Raw genomic sequence first — 25,964 nt, 5'->3', positions numbered from 1 at the left:
ATATGCTCCCTGGGTTAGTTGAAAAATCAACTATGCCCGCCCGGGTCGCGCCGACCGCCGTCCGGATCCCGCGACGGCCTGACATGGGCGGCAACCTCTATGGGAGGCAACATGATCGCAAGACTCCAACCGTTCGGACTGCTGATCGGGCGGGTGGTGCTCGGCATCGTCTTCATCGCCCACGGCTGGCAGAAGTGGAACCAGGGCATCGACGCGACCGCGCAGGGCATGGAGAGCATGGGCATCCCGGCACCCACGCTGTCCGCTTACTTCACGGTCCTCTCGGAGCTCGTCGGCGGCGCGCTGCTTATTGTGGGAGCGCTCCTACCGCTGGTGGGGCTCGCCCTCGCCGGCGTCATGCTCGGCGCGATGTACTTCGTGCACCTCGACGGCGGGTTCTTCTCCAGGGACGGCGGCTACGAGTACGTGCTCGTGCTCGCCGCCGCCTCGATCGCCATCGGGTTCTCCGGCGGCGGGCTGCTCGCGCTCGACAGCCTGTGGCTCAACAAGAAGGGGGTGCCGCAGACCGCCGAACCGGCGCCCGCGGCGGCGTGACGCGTCCGGGCGGGCGGCACCGCCGCCGCCCGCCCGGGCCTCGCCCTCGTCAGCACGCTTCCAGGCCGCCCAGCGAGTTGACGTCGGCCGGGTCGATCACCAGCCACACGAACGGGATGAACCCGGTCTCGCCGCCGCCCATCTCGACCTCGACCATGACATCGGAGGCGTCCTTGCCCGGGTGGTAGTCCCAGTAGCCCTCCTCGCCCTCGTCGCCGCGCGGGGTGATGAGCTCGGCCGTGTCGTAGCAGACCAGCGTGAACTCGGTGCCGACCGCGGCGTAGCCGATCGCGGTCACGTCGTCGGCCGCGGCGCGGATGCCCGGCTCCCCGCCCTGGTCGCGGCAGTACGTGCGCGACTGCGGGCAGTCCCAGTAGACGGTGCCCGTGATCGCCTTCGGCGCCTCGGAGGTCGGGTCCGGCTCGGGGCTGTTCGAGGACTGCGGGGCCGGTTCCTCGGACGACGCGGCGGACTCCGCCGTCGACTCTGCCGTCGAAGACACCGATCCGCTCGGGTTCTCCTCCGCGGCCTGGCCGTCGAGGGAGCTCAACCACCATGCGCCGCCGCCGATCACGGTTCCGGCGAGGACCATGGCGAGGGCGAGCAGCGCCATCGGCAGGCCCCGGCGGGGCCGCTGCGGTGCGAGCGGCAGGACCGCGGTCGGCTGCGGGGATGGCGCGGGCACCGCGGAGACCCGGGCGCCGGGGAACATCGGCGCCGCGGCCGCAGCCGATGGAGCGACCGGCTGGACCGCCGTCGCCCCGAGCACCGGCGCCGGAGCGCTCGGCCGGTCCGGAACCGCCACCGCGCCTTCGCACACCACCAGTTCGGGCTGCTCGATCATCGTCGGCGCGATCCCGAGCTCCTGGTGGAGCATCGTGGCGGCCAGAGGCATCCGGCTCGCGCCGCCGACCATGAAGACGCCCGCGACCTGCTCGGGAGCGAGCCGCGCCTCGCGGACGACGGCCTTCGTGATCGCCACGGTCTGCGCCAGGAGCGGCCGGGCGAGGAGTTCGAGCTCGGCCCGCGTCAGCAGTTCGTCCGCCGCGAAGCCCGGCACCAGGACCTCGGTGGTCGAGCGGCGCGACAGGCGCTCCTTGGCCTCGCGCACCTCGTCGTAGAGGGCGAAGCGGGCCCGCAGGGTCTCGCTTCCGGCGTCGGGGTCGATGAGGGGGCGCCAGGCCGCCGCGCGCTCCTCGGTCCCGGCGAACCGGCCGCCGAGGTAGTCGACCAGGGCCTGGTCGAGGTAGTGGCCGCCCACGCGGTCCGAGCCGTCGACCGCGAGCACGTCGAAGCCGTCCGGCGTCGCGGCCACCGCGGCGGCGTCGAACGTCCCGGCGCCGAGGTCGTAGACCACCACGGCCTGCCCCGGGGCGACGTCGTGCCCGAGGACCTCGGCGAAGTAGCGGGCGGCCGCCACCGGTTCGGACAGCAGCAGCGGGACGGGTGAACCGGCCGCGAGGGCGGCGTCGCCGACGATCTGGCGCCGGGCCGGGCCCCAGGCGGCGGGGACGGTGATCGTCACCGAGCGGGGCGCGCCCGCGACGGCGGTGCACTCGGCGAGGACCCGCCGCATGACCGCCCCGACCACGTCGCCGATCGGGATTTCCCTGTCCCCCAGCAGGATCGAGGGCGATCCGAGGCGGAGCTTGGGGTTGCGCTCGTACCGGTGGGGGGAGCGGCGGGCCTCCCGGGCGGCGTCGCGGCCGACCAGGAGTGAACCATCGTGGTCGAGGTATATCCCTGACGGCAGCAGGGGATGCCCGTCGAAGAGGATCTGGTGCCGCCGCCCGTCGGCGCGCAGGACCGCGGCGGCCGTGTTGTGGGTGCCGAAGTCGATGCCGAGAGCGGCGGCCGAGCGCGAGGCGGCGTCCATTCAGGACCTTTCGGAGGGAGGAGGCGGTGAGACAAGGGTACTGTCCCGCCGCCGATCCCGGTTCCCTCACGGGAACGCCGAAGGCCGGCGGGGGTGGTCCCCCCGCCGGCCTTCGTGTCGCTCAGTGCCGGTGCCTACCAGCGGTCGCGGCGCTCGCGGTCGCCGTAGCCGCGGCGCTCGCCGCGGTCCCGGTCGCCGTAGCCCCCGCGGCCGCGGTCGTCGCCGCCCCGGAAGCCGCCCTCGCGGTTGCCGCGGTAGCCGCCGCCGTCGCGGTTGCCCTGGTAACCGCCACCGCGGTTCCCCTGGTAGCCGCCGCCTTCACGGTTGCCCTGGTAGCCGCCGCGGCCGCCGTCGCGGTCGCCGTAGCCACCGCGGTTCCGGTCGCCGTAGCCGCCGCCCCGGTTGTCGCGGTCGCCGTAGCCGCCGCCGCGGTTGCCCTGGTAGCCGCCGCCTTCGCGGTTGCCCCGGTACCCACCGCGGTCGCCGCCCTCGCGGTTCCCGCGGTAGCCGCCCCGGTCGCCGCCTTCGCGGTTGCCCCGGTAACCGCCGCGCCCGCCTTCGCGGTTCCCGCGGTAGCCGCCGCGGTCGCCGCCGTCGCGGTCGCGGCGCGGGCCGCGGTCGTCGCGGCGCTTGGACGGGCCCTCGATGATCTCGCGCTCGGCCTGCTCGCGCAGGCGGGTCGCCTCGGCGCGCAGGCCCTCGGCGTCCTCCTTCAGGCGCTCGATCTGGCGCTCCAGGCGCTTGACCTCGTCGTCGTTGCGCGACGCCTGGTGCTCGGAGGACACCGCGCGCAGGTCGGTGAAGTTCCGGGCGCCCATGAGCTCGGTGAGCTCGGCGTCGAAGTTGTCGTTCACGTAGTGGCGCTTGGCGTCCACCCCGGCCCGCTCGATGAGGCTGAACATCGTGCGGTTCTGGTGCGGGAGCACCAGGGTCGCCACGTGGCCGGACTGCCCGGCGCGCGCGGTGCGGCCGGCGCGGTGCAGGTAGTCCTTGTGGGTCTTCGGCGGGTCGACGTGGAGGACCATGTCGACGCCGTCGACGTGGATGCCGCGCGCGGCGACGTCGGTGCAGACGAGCGCGTCGAGGCGCCCCTCCTTGAACCGGTCCAGGACCTTCGAGCGGTCGGCCTGGGTCATGCCGCCGTGGAGGCCCTCGGCGTTGACGCCCTGCTCGCGCAGCTCCTCGGCGATGCGGTCGACGGCGAGCTGGGTCCGCACGAACACCATCGTCAGGCCCGGGCGGGCGGCGACGGCGGCCGTCATGGTGGCCTTGTCGCGCGGCCCGATGAGCAGCAGGTGGTGGGTCATGGTGGTGACCGAGCCGGCCGGCGGGTCGACCGAGTGGACGACGGGCTCCGACAGGTACTTGCGGACCAGGACGTCGATCTCCTGCTCCAGCGTGGCCGAGAAGAGCATCCGCTGGCCGCCCTTGGGCAGCTGGTCGAACAGCTCCTCGACCTCGGGCAGGAAGCCCATGTCGGCCATCTGGTCGGCCTCGTCGAGGATCGCCAGCTCGACGTCCTCCAGCGAGCACTCGCCGCGGCGGATCAGGTCGCGCAGGCGGCCCGGGGTGGCGACGAGCATGTCGACCCCGGCGCGCAGCGCGTCGATCTGGCGCGAGAACGCGGTGCCGCCGCAGACGACCTTCATCTCGATGCCGACGGCGTCGCCGAAGGTCTGGAGCGACTCGGCGACCTGGATGGCCAGCTCGCGGGTCGGGGTCAGGATGATGGCGCGGGGGCGCTTGGCCTTGGTGCGCCCGCCCGCGGCGAGGCGGGCCAGGGTCGGCAGGCCGAAGGCCAGGGTCTTGCCCGAGCCGGTCTGGCCGCGGCCGAGGATGTCGCGCCCGGCCATGGCGTCGGGGATCGTCGCGGCCTGGATCGGGAAGGGCGTCACGAGGCCCTGCTCGGCCAGCGCGGCGGTGATCTTCTCCGGGAGTCCGAGCTCGTCGAACGAGGGCCCGGCGGGCACCGCGTCGATCTCGTCGACCTCGACGGTGAACTCCTCCGCGGACTCGGCCGGGGCCGCTTCCGGGGCGGCCTCGGGGGCCGGAGCGGACTCGCTCACGACGGCCTCGGGCTGGGAGGTTGCGGGGGTTTCGATGGTTTCGAGTGCCGTGCCGGATTCACTGACGGCAGCATCGGGCACAGTTTGGTCAAGAGTCATGGTTCGCCTTCCGCGAGAACGACTTCGTAAATGACGCACGTTCCGCGGAATATCGGTTTCACCATGAGCCGACGGTGATGGGGCGGGACGCGCCTGATCGGGCCTCTGCAATGAAGAACTAGGGCCAGCTAAGAACAATAGCCGACCGTGAGAAGCGGTCGCCACTCTCACGGTCGGCTTGTGCCTGGAGACACCATTTCGGGGTCGCGGCTAGGCGTCGAGCTTGCGCTGGAACTCGGCGCCGGCGTCGAGGATCTCGTAGCCGAGGATCACGTTGATGCCGATCATGGGGGCGTTGACGTCGGCGTTGTCGGTCCAGATGGTCCGGACGCCGGGGTGGTTCTCCCGCACCAGGCGGAGGTTGAGGATCTTCAGGAGCGTGCCGAGGCGGTGGCCGCGGTGCTCGGGGTTGACGATGGTGATGCCCTGGAAGGCGTCCGTGTACTCCGGGTCGTCGTAGACGAAGACCGCGGTGTTGGCGACGGCCTCGCCGGTGGCCCGGTCGAGGGCGACCGTCTGGATCGGAATGACGCCCATGGCCTCGTTGCGGTCGGCCTTGGCGTTCTTCAGCTCCGCGTCGATGGTCTCGGGTTCGAGTTCCAGGTCGCCGAGGGGGACCTCGGCGAGGATGGTGGAGTCGATGCGGGCCATGGTGTCGAGGAGGTGCTCGGGCGTGCGCCCGATCCACGAGACGATCTCGTAGGCGTCGCCGGCGGCGGCCTGGGACTTCTCCAGCAGCTCCTGCTCGAGCGCGGGGTCGAGGGCGTCGACGGCGCAGCGGCGGTTGATCCAGGTGAGGGCGGCCTCGAAGCCGTGCTTCTCGGCGAAGCGGCGGCCGGCCTCGGAGCGCTCGACGCCGTCCTCCCACGTGAGGCGGGTGTCGAGGGTCAGCGTGGTGCGTCCGCGGCCCTTCGCGTCGGCGATGAAGGCGTCGAGGACGGCCGAGCCGACGCCCTGGCGGCGGTGCTCGGGGTGGACGGTGATGGTGGCCCAGCCGAAGTGCAGGTTCTCGCGGTTGGGGTAGCCGGCGTCGGCGAGGCCGAGGACGGCGCCGTCGCGGACGGCGATGAGGACCGTCTGGTCCTCGTCGGGTACGGGGTGGAGGAGACCCAGCCGGAACTTGCCCTCGTGGGGCGCGGGGGCCTCCGGGGCGTCCGCGGCGTGGGCGGCTCGCAGGACCTCGAACGCGCCGGAGACGAGGTCGCCGTCAGCGGGGTCGAGCTCAAGGATCTGGATGTCACTCATGCGACCAGTCTGGACAGGCGCGCCGGGGCGCGGCAACCGAATTTCGGAATCGGGCGGCCGCGCGTCCGGGGCTCAGGGCCGGAGTCGGCGCTGGTAGACGCTGAGGGCGTCGACGGCCTCGTAGCCGAGGGCGGTGTTGATGGCGACCATGCGGTCGTTGACGTCGGCGTTCTCGGTCCAGATCTCGGCGACGCGGGGGAACTGCTCGCGCAGGCGCCGGAGGTTGGCGAGTTTGACGAGCATGCCGAGGCGGTGGCCGCGGTGGGCGGGGTCGGCGATGGTGATGCCCTGGGAGGCGTGGACGGCGGCGGGGTCCTCGAAGGCGTGGACGTCGGTGATGGCGGCGACCTCGCCGGTGGCGCGGTGGACGGCGGCGGCCTTGACGGGGACCTGGTGGACGGCGGCGGTGGCGGCCTCTTTGGCGCGGGCGCGGGCGACGTCGACCGCTTCGGCCTCCATCTCGATGTCGCCGAGGGGGATCTCGGTGCGGCTCTTGGCGTCGAGGCGGCAGATGGACTCGATGAGGTCGTCGGGGGCGGGGCCGGTCCAGGTGCGGAGGTCGTAGTCGGCCTCGGAGGCGGCGCGGGCCTCGGCCCACAGGCGCTGCTCGTCCTCGGGGGCGAGGGCGTCGGTGCGGGCGCGGCGGCGGACGTTGACGAGGGCGAGGGTGAAGTCGTTGCGTTCGAGGAAGGCGACGCCGGCCTCGGGGCGGCGGGGGCCGTCGCCCCAGGTGGTGAGGGTGCCGGCGGTGAGGTCGGTGCGGCCGCGGCTGGAGGCGTACTCGGTGTAGTGGTCGAGCATGGCGCGGCCGTGGCCGCGGTGGCGGTGGTCGGGGTGGACCATGAGTTCGGCCATGGCGAGGTGGGGGTTGTCGCCGACCATGAGCCCGATGCCGAGGTAGCCGACGAGGGTGCCGTCCTCGGTGGCGGCGAAGTGGACGATGTCGAGCCCGGGGCGCTCCTGGCGCAGGCCCGCGCGGAAGGACTGCTCGACGATGCCGGGGCCTTCGGGGGCGTCGGCGTTCCGGACCGCGTTCACGAGGCCGAGCACCGCGCCGACGCCGTCGTGGTCGCTGGGGTTCAGTGGGGTCAACTGCATACTGACGAGTATGGCCGGGAGCGTCCAGTTTCGGGGTTCCGTGACGAGAATCGGACAGGTGGTGGAGTGCGGTCCGGTGGGGTGCGCGCTCCGGTGAATTGCATGCTCCGGTGAAATGCACGGTCCGGTGGATAGCACGGTCCGGTGGCGGCGCCCCCGGGGTCCCGAGGGCGCCCGGCGGGTCAGGCGCGGTGCTTGAGCTGGTATTCGGCGTTGGCGTCGACGGTCTCGTAGCCCATGAGTTCGTTGATGGCGATCATGGGGGCGTTGACGTCGGCGTTGTCGGTCCAGATCCACCGGGTGGACGGGGAGTGCTCGCGGAGCATGCGGAGGTTGGCGAGCTTGAGGAGCAGGCCGAGGCGGTAGCCGCGGTGGGCGGGGTCGGCGATGGTGATGCCCTGGAGGCCGTTGACGTCGTCGCCGTCGTCGGTGGCGATCTCGGTCCAGGCGCGGACCTCGCCGGTGGCGCGCTCGACGGCGACGGAGTGGTACCAGGTGCGGCCCTCGGCGGCGTAGACGGCCTCCTTGCCGCGGAGCTTCTCGGCGTCCATGCGCTCGGGCTCGGCCTCGATCTCGCCCATGGGGATCTCGGCCATGATCATGGTCTCCATGCGGCACATGGTGTCCACGAGGTCGTCGGGGACGGGTCCGATCCACTGGCGGACCTCGTAGGCGTCGCCGGCCTTGGCGAGGGCCTCGGTGTAGCGGCGCTCCTCCTCGTCGGCGCCGAGGGGGTCGACGGGGCTGCGGCGGTTGACGGTGGTGAGCGCGCGGGTGTAGCCGCGGGCTTCGAGGGTGCGGGCGGGGGCATCGTCGCGGTCGGGGCCGCCCTCCCAGAAGATCGGGACGGCGGTGATGACCGAGGTGCGGCCGTGCTCGGTGCAGAGGCGCTCGGCCCGGTCGCGCAGGAGGGCGTCGGCCCCGGTGCCGCGGTGGTCGGGGTGGACGGCGGTCTCGTAGAAGCCGAGTTCGCGGTTCTCCTCGGTGAAGAAGTTGACGCGGGCGTAGCCGACGGCGCGGCCGTCGTCGCCGACGGCGGCGAACCAGTGGCGTTCGCGCCCGGGCATGACGTGGGAGAAGAGGGTGCGGAAGAAGCGCTCGGTGTAGGCGGGGTTCTCGGGGGTGTCGGCGTCGTGCGCCGCGGTGATGATCGCGTACGTCTGATCGATCAGATCCTTGTCGGCCGCGCCGAACTCGATGATTTTCACCGCCCCAGTGTGCAGTGCGGGTGCGACGGGTTCAATCCGGTTTCGCCGCGGGCCCGTGCAGCAGAGAAGCCGCTGTCCTTCGCGGGGAAGGGCAGCGGCCTCGTGCTCGATTGCCTACAGGGCTCGCAGGTTCGCGGCCTGCGGGCCCTTCTTGCCGGCTTCGACCTCGAACTCCACGCGCTGGTTCTCTTCCAGGGTGCGGTAGCCGTTCCCCGTGATCGCGGTGAAGTGGACGAAGATGTCCGGACCGTCGCCGTCAGGAGCGATAAAGCCGAAGCCCTTGTCCGCGTTGAACCATTTAACGGTGCCTTGCGCCATTACTGCATTTCCTTGCGATGTTGATGTTCAGACCCGCCGGCCACCCGTTCCAGGGGGTTTGACGACCTAGTGGGGGGCGCGTCGCGGTCTGAGGTGTGCCGCCATTGCTGGCGCTTCACCACTTCGGCCGATTTTGAACCGAAGTGGCCTCTGGACCCTACAGTACGCCTGCTTTCACCGAACCCCTCAGCACTGAACGCGCCTCGTATCCACGTCCGGGAGCTGCGGGGACGCCGTTTCGCCAGGAGCTTGTATGGTCCATGTCACTCACGCCGCGGTGGAGAGGGGCGCCTCGGGTCCGAGGCCCGAACCCACGAACTGCGTGCGGTACAGGTCGGCGTAGATGCCGCCGCGGTCGACCAGCTCGTCGTGGGTGCCGGACTCGGCGACGAGGCCGTCCTCCAGGACCACGATCTTGTCGGCCCGGCGCACCGTCGAGAGGCGGTGGGCGATGACCAGCGAGGTGCGGCCCTCCAGGGCGGTGTCGAGGGCGCGCTGGACGGCGGCCTCGGACTCGGAGTCGAGGTGGGCGGTGGCCTCGTCGAGGATGACGATCGGCGGGGCCTTGAGCAGGACCCGCGCGATCGCGAGGCGCTGCTTCTCGCCGCCGGAGAACCGGTAACCGCGCTCCCCCACGACCGTGTCGAGCCCGGATTCGAGGCGGCGCACGGTGTCGCCGATCTGGGCCCGGTCGAGGGCCTCCCAGACCTCCTCGTCGGTGGACCCGGGCCGGGCGTAGACGAGGTTCTCGCGGACGGTGTCGTGGAACAGGTGCGCGTCCTGGGTGACCATGCCGATGTGGGCCGCCAGCGAGTCGGCCTTGAGGTCGCGCACGTCGATCCCGCCGACCTCCACGGACCCGGAGGTCGCGTCGTACAGGCGCGGCACCAGGCTCGCCATGGTGGTCTTGCCGGCGCCGGAGTGGCCCACGAGGGCCACGAGCTGGCCGGGGGCGACGTCGAAGGAGACGCCGCGGAGGATGTCGCGGCCGGAGTCGGAGCGGTCGGGGCGGGCCAGGTCCTCCAGGCTCGCGAGCGAGACCTGGTCGGCGCCGGGGTAGCGGAACCCGACGTCGCGGAAGGACACCGAGGCGGCGCCGCCGGGGAGCTCGCGGGCGTCCTCCTTCTCCTCGATGAGCGGCTTGAGGTCGAGGACCTCGAAGACCCGCTGGAAGGAGACGAGGGCGCTCATGACGTCGACGCGCACGTTCGACAGGGCCGTCAGCGGCCCGTAGAGGCGCGTGAGCAGCAGCGCGAGCGTGACCACCGTGCCGGCGCTCAACTGCCCGGCGAACACCAGGGCGCCGCCGAGGCCGTACGCGAGGGCCTGCGAGAGCCCGGCGACGAGGGTGAGCGCGACGATGAAGGTGCGCGCGTACATCGCGGTGGTGATGCCGATGCCGCGCACGCGGTCGGCCTTCCCGGCGAACTCCTCGGACTCGGTCTCGGGGCGGCCGAAGAGCTTCACGAGCATCGCGCCGCCGACGTTGAACCGCTCGGCCATCTGGGTGTTCATGGCCGCGTTCAGGTCGAAGGACTCCTTGGTGAGCGCCGCCAGGCGCCGCCCGACCCACTTCGCGGGGACGATGAACACAGGGACCAGGACCAGCGAGAGCAGGGTGATCTGCCAGGACTGGAAGAACATGACGCCGATGATGAGCGCGACGGCGATGCCGTTCGAGACGAGCCCCGAGAGGGTGCTCGTGAACGCTCGCTGGGCGCCCATGACGTCGTTGTTCAGCCGCGAGACCAGCGCGCCGGTCTGCGAGCGGGTGAAGAACGCGACCGGCATCGACTGGACGTGGTCGAACACGGCCCGCCGCAGGTCGAAGATGATGCCCTCGCCGAGCTTCGCGCCGTACCAGCGCATGGCGAGGTTGAGCAGGCCCTCCGCGAGGGCGAGCCCGGCGATGACCGACGCGATCGTCACGACGCCGCGCTGGGTGCCGCCGGCGCCGGTGAGCTCGTTGACGATGTCGCCCGCGAGGACGGGCGTCGCGACCCCGATGGCCGCGATCAGCGTGACGAGCCCGATGAACAGGGCGATGTCGCGCCGGTAGGGGTGCGCGAAGCGCAGGATGCGGCGTTTCACGCCGCGGGTGAGTGTGACGCCTTTGAGGTCGTCCGCGCGCCGCATCGAGCGCATGGCGTCCCAGCCGGCGGGTCCCATCGATGACACTGGGCCTCCCGTGTGCAGAGCCCAAGTGCGTTCGTCGTCCGGGGTTTCGGCAGTCCGGTGTGTGGCTTGGGCGTTTCTCCGTCGTTCGTATCCGAACGTGCAACGCCCGACCGGGGCCCGGTTATTTCCGCCCGCCCTTGCGGGCGCCGCCCCGGGTGCGGAAGTCGACGCCCGCTTCGGCCAGCAGGCGGTGCACGAAACCGTACGATCGACCTATCCCGGAGGCGATGTCCCGGATGCTGCGGCCCTGGTCGTAGGCGGCGGTGACGCGCTCGGTGAGCTCGCGGCGCTCGTCGCCGCGGACCTGCCGGTTCGGGTCGGTCTTCGCGGCGCCCGCTGCATCGGAGGCGCCGCCGTCTGGTGGATTGGATTCGGGGGTCATGAGTCCTTTCCCGGACACGGAGGGTGATCGAGGTGTGTTGTGAAGTTTGCCGGAGTTCTGTCGCTCGGCGGATGTTTCTGTCGGATACCCGATAGTTTCGTGGGGTGACCGCACCGCAGCACTCGTTCTCCGGACGGGCCGAGGCCCTCGCCCCGGCGCGGCGGCGCCCGGCGCGGGTCCGGGACCTCGGGATCTGGTTGTGCCTCACGCTGGTCGTGCTCACGCTGGCGTCCCTGGCGGCCTCTACTTCGGACGTGGTGGGGCCCGCGTCGCTCCCCTGGTGGCCGGCGCAGAACCTCACGTTCCGGGTGACCCCGGGCATGGTGGCGGCGCCGTTCGCGGCCGCGGCGGTCCTCGCGGTCGCCTCGCGGCCGGCGGCGGCGCGGATGTCGTGGCACGCGCTGCTGGTGCTCTCCTACCTGGCGTCGATCGCGTGGTCGGCGGCGCTGCACACCAATGTGGACCCCACGACGACGTCGACCGCGACGGCCGGGGCGCGCAGCGCGGTGGCGCTGCTGGTCTCGTACACGGGTTCCGAAGCGGGCCTGGCGATCACGGTGATCGCGCTGTCGTGCCTGACGGTGCCGCTGGTGCTGGTAGCGGTGAAGTCGGTGTCGGGGCCGGTGGCGGCGCGGGCGATCGCGCCGGTGCTGGTGCTGGGGCCGTGGGCGGCCTGGGCGACGCTCGGCGTCGACGGGGTGGCGGCGGCCGCGTGCGCGGCGGTCCTCGCGTGCGGTGCGACGGCGTCGGAGCGGCGGGTCAGGGGCGCGGACGCGTTCTGGGGCGCGGCGGCGGCGGGCGGGCTGCTGGGGATCGCGGCGCTGCTGTCGTACGGGGCGGCGTGGTTCGCGGTGTCGCTGCTGTGCCTGTACTTCGTGCGGCGGCGGCCGGTGCAGATCCTGGTGTCGGCGGGGGCGGCGCTGGCGGTGCTCGCGGTGTCGGCGGCGTTCGGGTCCTCGTGGCCCTACGGGCTGGTGGACACGTACAACGCGGCGATCGGCGAGGTCGCGGCGCACCCGGGGCAGCTGTGGTGGGTGGCGCTGATGCCGGCGCTGGTGGCGGTCGCGTGCGGCCCGGCGGTGGTGGAGAGCCTGCGGCGCTTCGGTTACAGCTCGGCGTGGCCGCTCATGATCGGCCCGCTGCTGGCGCTCATGATCGCGCCGCTCAGCGGCGCGGACCCCGAGCACCCCGAGTACGGATGGATCGCCTTGTGCCCGTGGCTGGTCGTGGGAGCGACGGCCCTGGCGGACCGGACCAGGTCGGTGCGGGCCCCGCTCATCAGCGCGGCCGCGGGCGCGTGCGCGGCGATCGTGCTCATGTATTCAGGATGAGCACGGCCTCGGGTTGAGCACGGCCGCGGGCCGACGCGTTACCATCCCAAGCCCCCACCCTCCCGGGGAAGTATGAGGTGCGATCCTCCCGCCCGGGTACGACGAAAACCGCGCCCCGCGGCGGATCTGTCGCCCGAAAGCGTGAGCCGCCGCGAGGCGCGGTCGTGTCAGAGAGGGGCGGCTACGCCAGTTCGACGAGCTCCATGAGGTCGTCGGACCACAGGTCCTCGTCGCCGTCCGGGAGCAGGATCGCGCGCTCGGGGCGCAGGGCCTCGACCGCGCCCGGGTCGTGGGTGACCATGACGATCGCGCCGGTGAAGCCGTCGACCGCGTCGAGCACCTGCTGGCGGCTGGCCGGGTCGAGGTTGTTCGTGGGCTCGTCGAGCAGCAGCACGTTCGCGCCCGAGGACACCAGGCTCGCCAGCGCGAGCCGGGTCTTCTCGCCGCCGGAGAGGACGCTCACCGGCTTGTAGACGTCGTCGCCGGGGAACAGGAACGCGCCGAGGATCTTCCGCAGCTCGGGCTCCAGCAGGTCGGCGCCGTTGGCGGAGGCCGCGGACTGCATCTGCTCCAGCACGGTCCCGGTGTGGTCGAGCGTGTCGTGCTCCTGCGCGAAGTAGCCGATGCGCAGCCCGTGGCCGGGCAGGACCTCGCCGGTGTCGGGTTCGAGGGTCCCGGCGAGCATCCGCAGGAGCGTGGTCTTGCCGGCGCCGTTGAGGCCGAGGATGACGACGCGGGAGCCGCGGTCGATGGCGAGGTCGACGCCGGTGAAGATCTCCAGCGAGCCGTACGACTTGGACAGGCCGGCCGCGGTGAGCGGGACCTTGCCGCAGGGCGCGGGCTGCGGGAGGCGCACGTCGGCGACCTTCTCCTGGAGCAGGTCCTCTTCGAGGTTGTCGATCATGGCCTCGGCGCGGCGGAGCATGCCCTTGGCGGCCTTGGCCTTGGTGGCTTTGGCACCGAGCTTCGCGGCCTGCCGGGTGAGGGTGGCGGCCTTCTTCTCGGCGTTGGCGCGCTCGCGGCGGCGGCGCTCGGCGTCCTCGGCGCGCTGGCGCTGGTACGCCTTCCAGCCGAGGTTGTACTGGTCGATGACCGAGCGGGTCGGGTCGAGGAACCACACGGTGTTGACGACCTCGTCGAGGAGTTCGACGTCGTGGGTGATGAGGACGAGGCCGCCCTTGTGCCCGGAGAGGAAGCCGCGGAGCCAGGTGATGGAGTCGGCGTCGAGGTGGTTGGTGGGCTCGTCGAGGAGGAGGATGCCGTCGCCGTCGTCGGAGAAGAGAATGCGGGCGAGTTCGACGCGGCGCCGCTGGCCGCCGGAGAGGGTCTCCAGGGGCTGGGCGAGGATGCGGTCCTCGAGGCCGAGCTTGGAGCAGATGCGGGCGGCCTCGGACTCGGCCTGGTAGCCGCCGCGGGCGGAGAACTGCTCTTCGAGGCGGGAGTAGCGGCGCACGAGCTTGTCGCGGAGCGCGTCGTCGGCGACCTCGGCGAGTTCGACCTCGGTCTTGGCGAGGTCGGCGAGGAGCTGGTCGAGGCCGCGGGCGGAGAGGACGCGGTTGCTCGCGGTCTGGGTGAGGTCGGCGAAGCGCGGGTCCTGCGGGAGGTACCCGAAGGGGCCGTTGTTCTCGATTTTGCCGGAGTAGGGCTGGGTGAGCCCGGCGAGGACGTTCATGGTGGTGGTCTTGCCGGCGCCGTTGCGCCCCACGAGCCCGATCCTGTCACCGGGCTGGACCCGCAGATCGGCCCCGGACAGGAGGATGCGCGATCCGGCGCGCAGCTCGAGACCGGTGGCGGTGATCATGGGGCACTCCTCAGGAAGGCGGCGGCGCGGAATGAAGCAGGTGCTTCGGCCGCAGACCGTACAAGTTTAGGCGGCGGTCTGGGTCACGGTCATGCCGATATAAGCGAAGACACCTTTTGCGAGGAGGTGTTCACGTTCCGTGAGCGGCCTCCTCCTTTCGGAGGAGGCGCGGCCGCCCCCGGGTGCCGACCTCCTCCGCAAGGGGACCAGTTCGGGCGTTGTTTCGCAGGTCGAGGCGGGTTTGTCCGGATTGGATCGGATAGGTTTCCCGACGCTATGGGCAAGCATGATGACACCTGCGAGAACGCAGGACGCGAACTGACCAGCCGTCGACTCCGGGCGGTGGCCAGGCGCCGCCGCATCCGTCGCGAACGTCACACCTGGCGTGTCGTGAGCGGGGGTCTGGCGGCCGCCATCGTCACCGGCTGGGTGGTGTCGGCCCTCTCGGGGCAGGCCGCCGCGCAGGCGGCCGACGCCGAGGTGGACATGGACGCCACGGTGGTGCAGGCCGACTGGAAGGTCGACGCCGTGCTGGCGGACATGGCCGCCCAGCACGCCGCGGAGGAGGCGGCCGCTGCCGCCGCCGCGGCGCAGGCGCAGGCCGAGGCGCAGGCCGCCGCTGAAGCGGCCGCGAAGGCGCAGGCGGAGGCGGAAGCCGCCGCCGCGGCGAAGGCCGCCGAGGAGGCCGCCGCCGCCGAGGCCGCGAAGAACCCGTGGACGCTCCCGTCCACCGCGTCGATCACCTCCTTCTACGGGATGCGCAACGGCTCGATGCACGGCGGCACGGACTTCGGCAACAACGAGGGCGACGAGATCGTCTCCGTGGGCGCCGGCACCGTGACGTACGTGGGCTACGAGGCCGGGGGCTACGGCAACGTGGTCTACGTGGACCACGGCGACGGGGTCCAGACCCGCTACGCGCACGCCTCCGAGGTGCTCGTGGACGTGGGCGACGAGGTCGGGAAGGGCGACGCCCTGATCCTCGCCGGGACCACCGGCAACTCGACCGGCCCGCACCTGCACTTCGAGGTGCTGATCGACGACGAGAAGGTCGACTCGCTGGACTGGCTCCAGGACCAGGGGCTCGACGTCGGCTAGGGCGCTGCCGGCGGTGACGCCCTTGCGGCGCAGCCGTTCAGGCGCTGCCGAAGGTACTGCCGACACTGCTCCTCGCGAGCGCGATCGTGCGGTGCCGCACCGAGACCGCACTCTCCTTAAGGAGGACGGCGGCCCGGGGACCACCATCCCCGGGCCGCCGTTCCGCGTGTCGGGGCAGGAGAGCGGACCGCGGCCCGGTCGTCCCGAGGACGAGCGGGCCGCGGGTTTCACTGTCCTACCTGATCGTGAGCTGCGGCTCCACCAGGGTCGAGTCGGGCACGTCGAGGCCGTCGAGCTTGCGCATGAGGTGGCGCACCGCGGTCTCGGCGAGGGTCTCGGCGGGGACGAGCACGGACGGGAGCTGCGGGTGCACCCGCTCGGCGACCTCGTCGGGGCCGATGACGACCACGTGGAAGTCCTCCCCCACGAGCTTCCCGGCGTCGGCCAGCGCGTGCATGACGTGGCCGACCGCGGGCTCGTTGTGGACGGCGATCCCGTTCAGCGCCGGGTTCGCGGCCAGGAGCTCCTTCACGGTGCGCTGCACCGAGACCGGGTCGTCGGGGCACGGCTGCACGGTGGCGCCGGGGCCGGAGCGGCCCAGGAAGCCCTCGCGCACGCGCTCGGCGAAGCCGGTGCGGCGGGCGTAGACCGCCTCGGAGGCGCCGAGGAGGGCGATGTCGCCGCAGCCGCGCTCGCGCAGGTACTCGGCGCAGACGCGGCCGGCGGCGGTGAAGTCGAGGTCGACGCAGGTCAGGCCCGCGGCGTCGGCCGGGAATCCGATGAGGACGCTGGGGAGGCCGAGGCGGCGCAGGGTCTCCACGCGCGGGTCGCGCACTTCGACGTCCATGAGGATGAGGCCGTCCACGATGGCCGAGGCGGCGACGCGGGCGAGGCCCGCGGGTCCCTCGTCGGCGGTCATGAGCAGCACGTCCTGGTCGTGGCAGCGCGCCTCGGTGACGGCGCCGGAGGCGAACTGCATGAGGACCGGGAGGTGCATGCCGTCGCGCAGCGGGAGCATCATCGCCACGACCCCGGCCCGCCGGGAGGCGAGCGAGCGCGCGCCCGCGTGCGGGTGGTAGCCCAGGTCGGCGACGGCGTGCATGACGCGGTCGGCGGTCTCCGGGGAGATCGACCGCTTGCCGCTGAGGACGTACGAGACGGTGCTCGCGGCGACCCCGGCGCGGGCGGCCACGTCGGCGATCGTGACGCCGCGGCCAGGGCCGGCCACTAGGACTCGCCGCCGAAGGTCAGGGACGCGAGGCGGACGGGGCCGGACTCGAAGGTCACGTACAGGTCCTTGACGCCCTCGGCGCCGCCGAAGTCGACGGTGACGTCGGCGTAGTCGTAGACGCCGGCGGTCATGGGGGTGTCGATCTTGGCGAGCACGTCGCCGTCGAGCGGGTCGTCCACGCGCAGTTGGAGCTGCGAGGCGTGGCCGGAGACGCGGGCGGTGACGGAGGTGAAGCCGCTCCCGAAGTCGCAGTCGCCCAGCATGATCCAGCCGCCGGCCTCCTCGGCGGCGATGACGTCGCCGGAGGCGCGGGTCTCGTCGCGCCACAGGACGCCCGCGTAGGCGTCGTTGGAGGCGGCCGCGAGCGGCTGCGAGAGGTCGCGGGGGCCGACGGTGGTGCCGTCGACGCGGACGGAGGCGGACAGGACGATGTTCGCGGCGGAGCGGCCGACCATGAGGCGCTGGCGGCTCTTCTCGACGATCATGCGGCCGGTCGTGTTGTCCCAGTGGGCGAGGTCGTCGACGGCGACGTCGAAGCGGACGGTGCGGGTCTCGCCGGCGGCGAGGCGGACCTTCTGGAACGCGCGGAGCTGGCGCAGGGGCTGCTTGACGCGCGAGCCGCACTGGTGGGAGTAGAGCTGCACGGTCTCGACACCGTCGCGCTCGGACGTGTTGGTGACGTCGACGGTGACTTCGAGGACGTCGCCGGGGCCGGCGTGGTCCTTGCCGGGCTTGAGGTTCGCGTACTTGAAGTCGGCGTAGGAGAGGCCGTGGCCGAACGGGTAGAGGGGCTGGCCGAGGTAGTAGAGGTAGGTCGCGTCGGAGGCGACGATGTCGTAGTCGAGCATCGCGGGGAGCTCGGCGGCGTCGGTGTACCAGGTCTGCGGGAGGCGCCCTTCGGCGTCGCGGTCGCCGTAGAGGACGTCGGCGAGCGCGCTGCCCCACTCCTGGCCGCCGTGGCCGGACCACGCGACGGCGGGCACGTGCGCGGCGGCCCAGTTCGCGGCGTAGGGGTAGGAGGAGGACATGACCAAAATGGTATTCGGGTTGGCGGCGACGAGGTCGCGCAGGAGCCATTCCTGGGCGTCGGGGAGGCGGAGGTCGCGGCGGTCCTCGGTCTCGCGGCCGTTGACGAGGGGGTGGTCGCCGAGGACGGCGACGACGACGTCGGCCTCGCGGGCGAGGTCGGCGGCGACGGTGCGGGCCTTGACGACGAACTCGAAGTCGAACTCGGCGGCGCGGGTCTGGTCGCCGGTGAGGACGATGCGGCCGTCCTCGATGGCGAACCACTTGCCGGTCTCGGCGTCCTCGCCCTTGTGGATCTGGCGCACGGCGACCTTGCCGCCCTCGACCTCGACGATCTTGAAGGTCTCGTGGACGTCGAACTCGTGGGGGCCGGGCGAGTCGGCGCCGACGGTGCCGTCGAGGCGGCCGTCGACGTAGCGGCCGGTGGCGACGGAGCGGGCGGTGTAGGACCAGCCGCCCCAGTCGAAGAGGTCGTACTGGGCGGCGGCGCCGGTGGTGTCGGTGAGGGCGAGCGCGGCGCCGTCCTCGACGGCGGTGACGTAGCCGGTCTTGTGGCGCAGGCGGATGCGGTCGACGCCTTCGCAGTAGAGGACCTCGGCGCGCTCGGCGAGGGCCTGGCGGGCGGTGACGGCGTACGGGAGGGTCCCGGAGTACCAGTCCTGCATCTGGACGTCGGCGAGCGGGCCGATGACGGCGATCTTCTTCGGGGCCCGGAGCGGCAGGATGCCGTCGTTCTTGAGGAGGGTGATCGACTGCGTGGCGGCCTCGCGGGCGAGGGCGCGGTGCTCGGGCGAGTTCACGGACTCGCGGCCGATGCGCGCGTAGGGGTCCTCGGGGTCGAACTCGCCGAGGCCGAAGCGCACGTGGAGGTTGCGGCGCGCGGCGGTGTCGATGTCGGCCTCGTCGAGGAGGCCGCGGTCGAGGGCGGTGACGAGGTGGGCGAGGACGCCTTCGGCGCGGTCGTCATCCTGGGTGAAGGAGTCGAGGCCGGCCTTGACGGCGGCGGCGTACGCGGTGGGGAGGTCTTCGAAGTAGCCCTGGAGCTGCGCGAGGTTGTTGGGCGCGTAGGCGTCCGAGACGACGAAGACCTCGTCGGCGGTCCAGGTGCGCAGCTCGGTGCCGACCAGGGGGGTCACGTGCGCGGGGCGGCCGTTGACGAGGTTGTACGAGAGCATGACCGCGACCGCGTCGCCGCTCGCCAGTGCCGGGCGGTGGGCGGCGAACTCGTACTCGTGCAGGACGCGCGGGGGCATGTTCGAGGAGGTGGTGCAGCGGTCGGCCTCGTTGCCGTACGCGAGGAAGTGCTTGACGGTGGGGGCGGTCTTCCACACGGACCCGTCGTCGCCCTTGAGGCCGCGCGCGTAGGCGCCGCCCATGAGGCCGGTCATCCACGCGTCCTCGGAGTAGCCCTCCTCGTTGCGGCCCCAGCGGGGGTCGCGCAGTGGGTTGACGGTGGGGGCCCACACGTTGCGGCCGACCTTGGCGGGGTCGTCGTGGTGGAAGGCGAGGACCTCGTCGGCGACGGCGGCGCCGACCTGCTCGACCAGTCCGGGGTTCCAGGTGGCGCCGAGGGCGACGACCTGCGGGAAGACGGTGGCCTCGCCGAGCCAGGCGAGCCCGTGGAGGGCTTCGGTCCCGGTCTTGAAGGGGCCCATGCCGAGTCGTTCGACGGGCCGGTGGTACTGGTGCAGCAGGCCGATCTTCTCGTCGAGGGTGAGCCGGGCGAGGAGGTCGGCGACGCGCTCCTGGCGGGGCAGGGACGGGTCGCGGAAGGGCGGACGCGGATCGCTGTCGGTCATGAGGGTCTTCCTTGCTCGGACGTCGCTGTCACTGGCTGTGTCTTGCGTCATCGAAGCGCTTCGAAGACCGGGGTGTTCGACCTGGTCGCGGGAGTTTCATTGAAGAAGCTTGTCGAAGCGCTTCGATTGAGGAATGCAAGATTTCTACACCCGGCCCCGCCCGCCGGTCAAGGCGGGCGGGGCGGCGCGGCGTGCATGAATGATGGTTTTCGTCCGTTTGCGTCAGGATCTACCTGGGGAAACGAACGTGGTAACAGTTCCGAAACAACCGGAGCGGCGCCGGGCCTAGCGGCCCAGCGGGGTCGGCATGAGGCCGGCGTCGATGTCGTTGAGGATGCCGGTGGCGGCGCCGAGGGCCGGGGCCTCGTGGCCGAGCGCGGAGACGACGATCTCGGCCCCGCCCGCGCCCGAGGCGTGGGTGCGCGCGGCCAGCTCGGTCTCCGCGGCGGGCCCGATCCAGGTGCTCAGCGCCTGGTAGTGGCCGCCGAGGACGACCGCCTCGGGGTTGAGCAGGTCCACCGCCAGCGCGATGCCGGCGCCGAGCGAGCGGCCGATGCGGTCGAGGGCCGCCACGACGCGGGGCTCCTCGGCGCGGGCGCGGGTGACGATGTCCTCGACCTCCGCCTCGACCTCGGTCCCGGCGATGTCGTCCGATTCGGACAGCTCGTCGAGGACCGCGCGGATGCCGGCGAAGTCCTCGACGCGGCCGACGCGGCCGTCGACCTCGATGAGGAGGTTGCCGATCTCGCCCGCGAACCCGGTCGCGCCCCTGCGGAGCTCGCCGTCGACGATGAGGCCGGCGCCGAGTCCGATCTCGCCGGTCAGGTAGATCATGTTGGACACCCCGGCCCAGGACCCGAAGCGCTGCTCGGCGACGGCGCCGAGGTTGGCGTCGTTGTCGGCGGTGACGGTGTACTTGGGGTCGCGCATGGCCTGGCGCAGGCGGCCGGTGAGGTCGAAGTCGGACCAGCCGAGCATCGGGGCGCGCTGGACGACGCCGTCGTTGTCGATCATGCCGGGGACGGCCACGGCGAGCCCGAGGATCTGGCGCCCTTCGGAGTCCATGCGGTCGACCGCGCGCTTGGCGAGGCCGGCGAGCGCGGAGACCGACTTGCCGGGCGTGGAGCGGGCGCCGTCGTGGGCGCGGCGCCAGGACAGGAGGCGGTTCCCGGCGAGGTCGACGGCGACGAGGGTCATGTAGTCGACGTTGACCTCGACGCCGAGGGAGGCGTAGTAGCCGGTGTCGACCGAGAGCAGGACCGCGGGGCGGCCGATGTTGCCGATGACCGAGCCGGACTCGCGCAGGACGCGGCGCTCGATGAGCTCGGCGACGAGCGAGGAGACCGTGGCCTTGTTCAGCCCGGTCTTGGCCGCGAGGTCGGCGCGCGAGCACCGGCCCTCGGCCCTGACCTGCCGGAGCACGAAGCCGAGGTTGTTGGCCCGCACATCGGTGAAGTCGGCGCGCTTGGCGCGGCCGGGCTCCTCTTCGGCCTCGCCCGGACCGGCGGACTTCGCCGCTATGCGCATCGCCATGTTCTCCTCCTGTTGCGAGCTCGTGGCCCGGCCTCGCCGGCACCGGTGCCGGCAGTGGTGTCCTCGGGCATTGTCGTGGATGGCGACAAGCGGTCGTCGGGCAGTCCCTGACAGTGGTCTATGTGCACGTTCAACTACAAGGCCCGTTCCCGAATCGTGATGAATCCGCGCCCGTTTCGCCTGACCCCCCGCTTGTGGGGCCCGACACTGTGCGCTACTTTAGTTTATCGAATAGCCGAACTAATTACCGGCTTACCCCCTCGCGAAACAGTCAGACCGAAAGGACAGCAACGTGGCTACTCCCTCCGACAGGTCGCCCCTCCGGCGTCGCTCCCTGTTCAAGGTGGCCGGTCTCGGCGCCGCCGGGGCCGCGGGCCTGCCCGTCGTCGCCGCTTGCAGTGACATCGAATCGGGCGCGGGCTCCTCGCAGGCCACGGAAGGCTTCGACTTCCTGCCCACGTACAAGGAGTTCCCCCTCCCGGTCGAGCCCGACCTCGTCGGCGAGCCGCCGAACCACCCCTCCGGGTTCACCTCCTACCCCGAGCCGGTCGACGGCGTCGAGACGGCCGAGGCCGGCGGCGAGTACGAGATCACCGTCCCGATGTGGGGCACTCCCCCCTCCGGCGACGACCCGTACTTCGCGGCCCTCCAGGAGGCGTGGGGCGGGACCAAGGTCAACCTCCGCCACGCGGACGGCAACACCTTCGCCCAGACCTCGGTGCAGTGGCTGCAGGCCAACGAGTTCGGCGACGCGATCAACATGTTCGGGTGGATGACCGACTCCCACCCGAACTTCCAGGAGACGGTGGTCAACACCTTCTACGACCTCACCGACATCGTCAAGGGCGACATCAGCGACCGCTGGCCGCTCCTCGCCGGGGAGCCCACCCTCTCGTGGGGCCAGTCGGTCTGGTCGACCGACACCGCCGACCCCGAGTCCGCCCGCGTCTTCGGCGTCCCCCAGAGCTTCTACGGCGGCCCCGGCAACGGCATGTTCGTCCGCACCGACCTGCTCGAAGCCGCGGGCCTCGCCATGCCGACCACCGTCGAAGAAGTCCTCGAGGTCGCCCGCGCCTGGTCCGACGGCGCCAACGGCAAGTGGGCCTTCCTGGGCCTGGACTACGTGACCCCCGAGTGGTTCGGCCTCGCGTCGAGCCCCGGCTGGGCCTACATCGACGGCAAGCTGGTGCACAATTGCGAGCGCCCCGAGTACACCGAGTGGCTCACCTTCCGCCGCACCTGCTGGGACGAGGGCCTCATCCACCCCGACACCCCGACCGGGACCCTGGACGGTCACGCCCTGCACGTGGCCGGGACCATCCTCATGTCCCAGGACGGCATCTCGTGGTGGTCGGACTACACCAACCAGGTCCTCGGCGGCACCGCCGAGGGCCAGGTCGACCCGATCGGCGCGATCGGCGCCTCGGGCCGCGAGCCGATCCGCTACGTCAGCAAGTCCGTCGGCGGCTGGACCTTCTTCAACAAGGACCTCTCCGAGGACCAGGTGAAGGAACTGCTCGACGTCATGAACTTCTGCTCCGCGCCTTACGGCACCAAGGAGTACGAGCTCCTGCAGTACGGCGTCGAGGGCACCCACTTCGACTACGGCGACGACGGCTTCCCCGTCCGCACCGAGGCCGGCATCGCCACCGTCCAGGCCCCCGTCAACTTCAAGGAGATGTCGGGCCAGGTCCAGACCTTCCTGTCCGGCGACCCCGACCTCGTCCAGCGCCGCTTCGAGTACAACGCGTCGGTGAAGGACTTCGCCGAGGAGAACATCTTCAAGGGCCTGCGCGTCGAGGGCCCGGCGGAGTACAAGACCGCCTCGCAGACCCTCCTGGACCAGCAGGACGACATCGCCTACGGGCGCGCCGAGCTGTCCTCGATCCCCGACATGGTCGAGACCTTCCTGAACTCCGGCGGCGAGGCCGCCCGCGAGCACTTCCAGAGCTCGTACGACCAGGCGCAGGGCAAGTAAGACCCTCGTCCGGGCGGCGGTGCCTCCCACCGCCGCCCGGTCCCTTCCCCGTTCACCGCACTGACTGGACACACAAGCGATGACAGCACTCCAGACCTCAGCGCCCCCGGCTTCCGGCCGGGCAGGGGGTCGTCCCGACTTCAAACGCAAGCGCACGGTCAAGCAGCGGCTGCGCCACGACTGGCCCCTGCTGCTCATGACCGCCCCCGCGCTGGCGCAACTGGCGGTGTTCTTCTACTGGCCCTCGTCCTGGAACATCATCGCGTTCATGGACTACAGCCCCTACCGGGGCTTCTGGGAGAACCCGTTCGTCGGCTTCGCCTGGTTCGAGCGGCTCTTCTCCGACCCGTACTTCGTGCCGGCGCTGCTGAACACGCTGAAGTTCTCCGCGCTCAACCTGGTGTTCCTGTTCCCGCTGTCGATCGCCTTGGCGCTCATCATGCACAGCGTGGTGTCCACGAAGGTCCGCAGCGTCTTCCAGTCGATCGTGTACCTGCCGTACTTCTTCTCGTGGGTCCTGGTCGTCACCATCTTCGTGCAGGTCCTCGGTGCCGACGGCCTGGCCAGCAACTGGCTGCTCGGCTTCGGCGGGGACCGGCTCGACATCATGTCCGACCCCGGGACGTTCACCTTCCTGGCCTGGCTCCAGTGGGCCTGGAAGGACGCGGGCTGGGGCATGATCATCTTCCTGGCGGCGCTCGCCTCGATCAACCCGAGCCTGTACGAGGCCGCGGCGGTCGACGGCGCCGGACGCTGGAGGCGCATGTGGCACATCACGATCCCGGGCATCCGGCCCGTGATCGTGCTGCTCTTGATCCTCCACATCGGCAACATCCTCACCGTCGGATTCGAGCAGTACCAGTTGCAGCGCGAGGCCGTCGGCTACCAGACCACCGAGGTGCTGGACACGTTCGTCTACTACCGCGCCATCCTCACCAGCCAGTACTCGTTCGGCACCGCGGCCGGCCTGTTCAAGGGCGTGATCGGGCTGATCCTGATCCTCGTCGCGAACAACGTGGCCCACCGCCTCGGAGAGCAAGGGATCTACCAGAAGTCATGACCACCGCTGCTGTCCGACCGAAGCTCCGCCGCAGGAGCCAGCGCGCCGCGTGGGACGAGGAGCCGTCCTTCGTCGGGAAGTTCGTCAAGGCGGCCTTCCTCATCTGCTACGCCGCCGCGATCGTCCTCCCGATCTGGGCCGTCGTGGCGACCAGCTTCGCCAGCGAGGCCGCCCTCCAGCAGGCCGGCGGCAACCTGCTGCTGATCCCCACCGAGGTCAGCACCCAGGCGTACCGGGAGATCCTGGGCGGCGGCGCGCTCACCAACTCGCTGCTGCTGACGGTCCTGCTCACCGCGGGCGGCACCGCCCTGAGCATGATCCTCACCATCGGCGCGGCGTACGGGCTCTCGCGGCCCGGCTCGCTGGCGCACCGCCCGCTGCTGATGCTGGTGCTGTTCACGTTCCTGTTCGGCCCGGGCATGTACCCCAGCTACCTGGTGGTGCAGAAGCTGGGCCTGCTCGACACGTACTGGTCGCTGATCCTGCCGATGGCGCTCAACGCGTTCAACCTGATCGTGCTGCGCTCGTTCTTCATGAACAGCGTCCCGGCCGAGCTCATCGACGCCGCGAAGATGGACGGCGCGGGCGAGTTCCGGATCCTGTTCAAGGTCGTGCTGCCGATGTCCAAGGCGATCCTCGCGGTCATCGCCCTGTTCTACGCGGTCGGCTACTGGAACATGTACTTCCAGGCGGTGCTGTACACGCCGGGCCTGGAGACCCAGCCGATCCAGGTGGTGCTCCAGCGGATGCTCATGTCGACGCAGGGCATGCCCGGGGCCGACATCGGCCAGTACCAGGCCGCCGAGGCCGCGCCGACCGCGGCGCTGAAGATGGCCGTGGTCGTGTGCACGATCGTCCCGATCGTCATCATGTACCCGTTCATCCAGAAGCACTTCACGAAGGCGATCATCACCGGCGCCATCAAGGGCTAGCCGGGCAGCTTCAGGGCCGTCTCCGCTTCCGCGGGGGCGGCCCTTCGGCGTGCTCCCGGCGCGGCGCCCCCGCCGAACGGCTGCCGCGCGGCCTTCCTCCCCCGCCGGTCGGCCCCCGCCGAAAGTCCGGGTTCCGCGGCCGCCACCTGCGGATTGCTAGACTCCCGACTGCCGAGAACGGCCCTCCCCTACGCCGGAAGACGGGTGCCGCATGCCGCAACGGTTCAGCGTCGTCGGTCGGAAGCCGATCGCGGTGGCGGTCGCCGCCGTCGCGGTCGTCGCGCTCACGTTCGGCGTCCTCGCCGCACTGCCCGAACCGAAGGGGGACATCGTGTTCGCCCCCGAGCCGACTCCGGAGGCGGCGACCCCCGAGTCCCTGGCGGCGGACTTCGTGGCCGAAGCAGGGCTGGCGGGCGAGTTCTCGTTCGTGCTCTACGACACCGCTGAAGACCGGTACCTGCTCAGCTACCGGCCCGACGACGTCCACTACAGCATGTCGGTCGCCAAGGTCCTCATCGCCGTCGGCGCGCTGCGCAGCGGCGCCGACCCGGCCCGGGTGGCCGAGATGATCTCCAGGAGCGACGACCCGATCGCCAACGAGCTGTGGGGCGTCGTGGAGGGGCCGGCCGTGATCGAGGAGCTGGCCGCCGAGATGGGACTGGAGCACACCGCGCCGTCGCCGGACTGGGGGCGCTGGGGCGACGTGCGCATCTCCGCCTCCGACATCGTGCGGATGTACGAGTTCCTGTTCGCCGAGGTGCCGGCGGAGGAGCGGGACGTCATCGTCGACGCGATGGCGGCGACCACCGAACTCGGGTCCGACGGCTACGACCAGACCTTCGGGATCCCCACGGCCGCGGACGGTCTCGACTGGGCGGTCAAGCAGGGCTGGGGCTGCTGCAAGCCCGACCTGTTCCTCGTCTCGACCGGCGCGGTCGGCGCCGGCCACCGGTACATCGCGGCGGTCTTCGGCGCCTGGGACGAGCGCCGGACGAGCGACGAGGCCGCCGCCGCGGAGATGACCGCCGTCGCGCGGTTCCTGGTCGACGCGCTGCCCGAACCGGCGTGAACGGGCCGCTTTCACTCGGCGCGGACGTAGTGAAAGCGCCGTGAAAGGCGGGTGAAAGGCAAGGGCGCCAGGCTGGTTCCA

Annotated in this window: 19 protein-coding genes; 7 read left to right on the top strand and 12 right to left on the bottom strand. The window is 71.5% G+C overall.

What is annotated here, in order from left to right; translation table 11 throughout:
• The first annotated feature begins 111 nt into the window (after window positions 1-111).
• A complete protein-coding gene (locus BLS99_RS24185) occupies window positions 112-555 on the top strand; it encodes a DoxX family protein (protein ID WP_091054329.1) in 444 nt (147 codons plus the stop codon).
• Between the two features lie 49 nt (window positions 556-604).
• Here BLS99_RS24185 and BLS99_RS24180 read toward each other — a convergent pair whose 3' ends face one another.
• The 8 genes from BLS99_RS24180 to BLS99_RS24145 form a co-directional block, all read right to left on the bottom strand.
• Entirely contained in the window at window positions 605-2,431 is a 1,827-nt protein-coding gene (locus BLS99_RS24180; protein ID WP_091054295.1) for an Hsp70 family protein, read from the bottom strand.
• A 134-nt stretch (window positions 2,432-2,565) separates the two neighbouring features.
• Window positions 2,566-4,497, bottom strand: a complete 1,932-nt coding sequence (locus BLS99_RS24175; protein ID WP_245712395.1) for a DEAD/DEAH box helicase — start codon at window positions 4,495-4,497, stop codon at window positions 2,566-2,568.
• A 309-nt stretch (window positions 4,498-4,806) separates the two neighbouring features.
• Window positions 4,807-5,841, bottom strand: coding sequence for a GNAT family N-acetyltransferase (locus BLS99_RS24170; RefSeq protein ID WP_091054293.1), 1,035 nt, complete (start codon window positions 5,839-5,841; stop codon window positions 4,807-4,809).
• Between the two features lie 72 nt (window positions 5,842-5,913).
• Window positions 5,914-6,939 (bottom strand): GNAT family N-acetyltransferase, encoded by a 1,026-nt coding sequence (locus tag BLS99_RS24165; RefSeq protein WP_091054292.1) that lies wholly within the window; start codon window positions 6,937-6,939, stop codon window positions 5,914-5,916.
• Window positions 6,940-7,121: 182 nt separating this feature from the next.
• The gene (locus BLS99_RS24160; protein ID WP_091054291.1) at window positions 7,122-8,147 is read right to left on the bottom strand and encodes a GNAT family N-acetyltransferase; all 1,026 of its coding nucleotides are present in this window, start codon (window positions 8,145-8,147) and stop codon (window positions 7,122-7,124) included.
• A 114-nt stretch (window positions 8,148-8,261) separates the two neighbouring features.
• Window positions 8,262-8,465, bottom strand: coding sequence for a cold-shock protein (locus BLS99_RS24155; protein WP_091054290.1), 204 nt, complete (start codon window positions 8,463-8,465; stop codon window positions 8,262-8,264).
• 267 nt (window positions 8,466-8,732) lie between these two features.
• The gene (locus tag BLS99_RS24150; RefSeq protein WP_425432635.1) at window positions 8,733-10,661 is read right to left on the bottom strand and encodes an ABC transporter ATP-binding protein; all 1,929 of its coding nucleotides are present in this window, start codon (window positions 10,659-10,661) and stop codon (window positions 8,733-8,735) included.
• Window positions 10,662-10,764: 103 nt separating this feature from the next.
• Window positions 10,765-11,025 (bottom strand): helix-turn-helix domain-containing protein, encoded by a 261-nt coding sequence (locus BLS99_RS24145; RefSeq protein WP_091054288.1) that lies wholly within the window; start codon window positions 11,023-11,025, stop codon window positions 10,765-10,767.
• 104 nt (window positions 11,026-11,129) lie between these two features.
• On the opposite strand from BLS99_RS24145, the gene BLS99_RS24140 reads away from it, so the two are divergent.
• Window positions 11,130-12,356, top strand: a complete 1,227-nt coding sequence (locus tag BLS99_RS24140) for a hypothetical protein (RefSeq protein ID WP_091054287.1) — start codon at window positions 11,130-11,132, stop codon at window positions 12,354-12,356.
• A 181-nt stretch (window positions 12,357-12,537) separates the two neighbouring features.
• Here the strand turns inward: BLS99_RS24140 and BLS99_RS24135 are convergent, their stop codons facing one another.
• Entirely contained in the window at window positions 12,538-14,157 is a 1,620-nt protein-coding gene (locus BLS99_RS24135; protein ID WP_091054286.1) for an ABC-F family ATP-binding cassette domain-containing protein, read from the bottom strand.
• A 390-nt stretch (window positions 14,158-14,547) separates the two neighbouring features.
• Here BLS99_RS24135 and BLS99_RS24130 point away from each other — a divergent pair, with 390 nt between their 5' ends.
• The gene (locus BLS99_RS24130) at window positions 14,548-15,255 is read left to right on the top strand and encodes a M23 family metallopeptidase (protein WP_091054285.1); all 708 of its coding nucleotides are present in this window, start codon (window positions 14,548-14,550) and stop codon (window positions 15,253-15,255) included.
• Window positions 15,256-15,490: 235 nt separating this feature from the next.
• Here the strand turns inward: BLS99_RS24130 and BLS99_RS24125 are convergent, their stop codons facing one another.
• The 3 genes from BLS99_RS24125 to BLS99_RS24115 all read right to left on the bottom strand — a co-directional run bounded on the left by BLS99_RS24125 (window position 15,491) and on the right by BLS99_RS24115 (window position 20,844).
• Window positions 15,491-16,483, bottom strand: coding sequence for a LacI family DNA-binding transcriptional regulator (locus BLS99_RS24125; protein ID WP_091054284.1), 993 nt, complete (start codon window positions 16,481-16,483; stop codon window positions 15,491-15,493).
• On the bottom strand, window positions 16,483-19,311 hold the full coding sequence (locus tag BLS99_RS24120; RefSeq protein WP_091054283.1) for a glycoside hydrolase family 3 protein: 2,829 nt from the start codon (window positions 19,309-19,311) through the stop codon (window positions 16,483-16,485). Before BLS99_RS24120 ends, BLS99_RS24125 begins: the two co-directional genes overlap by 1 nt.
• A 285-nt stretch (window positions 19,312-19,596) precedes the next feature.
• Window positions 19,597-20,844 carry an ROK family transcriptional regulator gene (locus BLS99_RS24115; RefSeq protein WP_218126837.1) on the bottom strand — a complete coding sequence of 416 codons (1,248 nt, stop codon included), beginning with the start codon at window positions 20,842-20,844 and terminating at the stop codon, window positions 19,597-19,599.
• Window positions 20,845-21,136: 292 nt separating this feature from the next.
• On the opposite strand from BLS99_RS24115, the gene BLS99_RS24110 reads away from it, so the two are divergent.
• From BLS99_RS24110 to BLS99_RS24095, 4 genes are all read left to right on the top strand, one after another.
• Window positions 21,137-22,822 carry a type 2 periplasmic-binding domain-containing protein gene (locus BLS99_RS24110; protein ID WP_143034939.1) on the top strand — a complete coding sequence of 562 codons (1,686 nt, stop codon included), beginning with the start codon at window positions 21,137-21,139 and terminating at the stop codon, window positions 22,820-22,822.
• 79 nt (window positions 22,823-22,901) lie between these two features.
• On the top strand, window positions 22,902-23,882 hold the full coding sequence (locus tag BLS99_RS24105) for an ABC transporter permease (RefSeq protein ID WP_091054281.1): 981 nt from the start codon (window positions 22,902-22,904) through the stop codon (window positions 23,880-23,882).
• Complete coding sequence (locus BLS99_RS24100; RefSeq protein ID WP_091054280.1) at window positions 23,879-24,814, top strand: carbohydrate ABC transporter permease; 936 nt, start codon at window positions 23,879-23,881, stop codon at window positions 24,812-24,814. Before BLS99_RS24105 ends, BLS99_RS24100 begins: the two co-directional genes overlap by 4 nt.
• Window positions 24,815-25,025: 211 nt before the next feature.
• Window positions 25,026-25,883, top strand: coding sequence for a serine hydrolase (locus BLS99_RS24095; protein ID WP_091054279.1), 858 nt, complete (start codon window positions 25,026-25,028; stop codon window positions 25,881-25,883).
• Window positions 25,884-25,964: the final 81 nt, after the last annotated feature.

It is taken from the genome of Glycomyces sambucus, assembly GCF_900102815.1.
Classification (GTDB): domain Bacteria; phylum Actinomycetota; class Actinomycetes; order Mycobacteriales; family Micromonosporaceae; genus Glycomyces; species Glycomyces sambucus.
The sequence above is the reverse complement of the archived record's forward strand: the minus strand, read 5'-3'. Positions and strand labels throughout refer to the sequence as shown.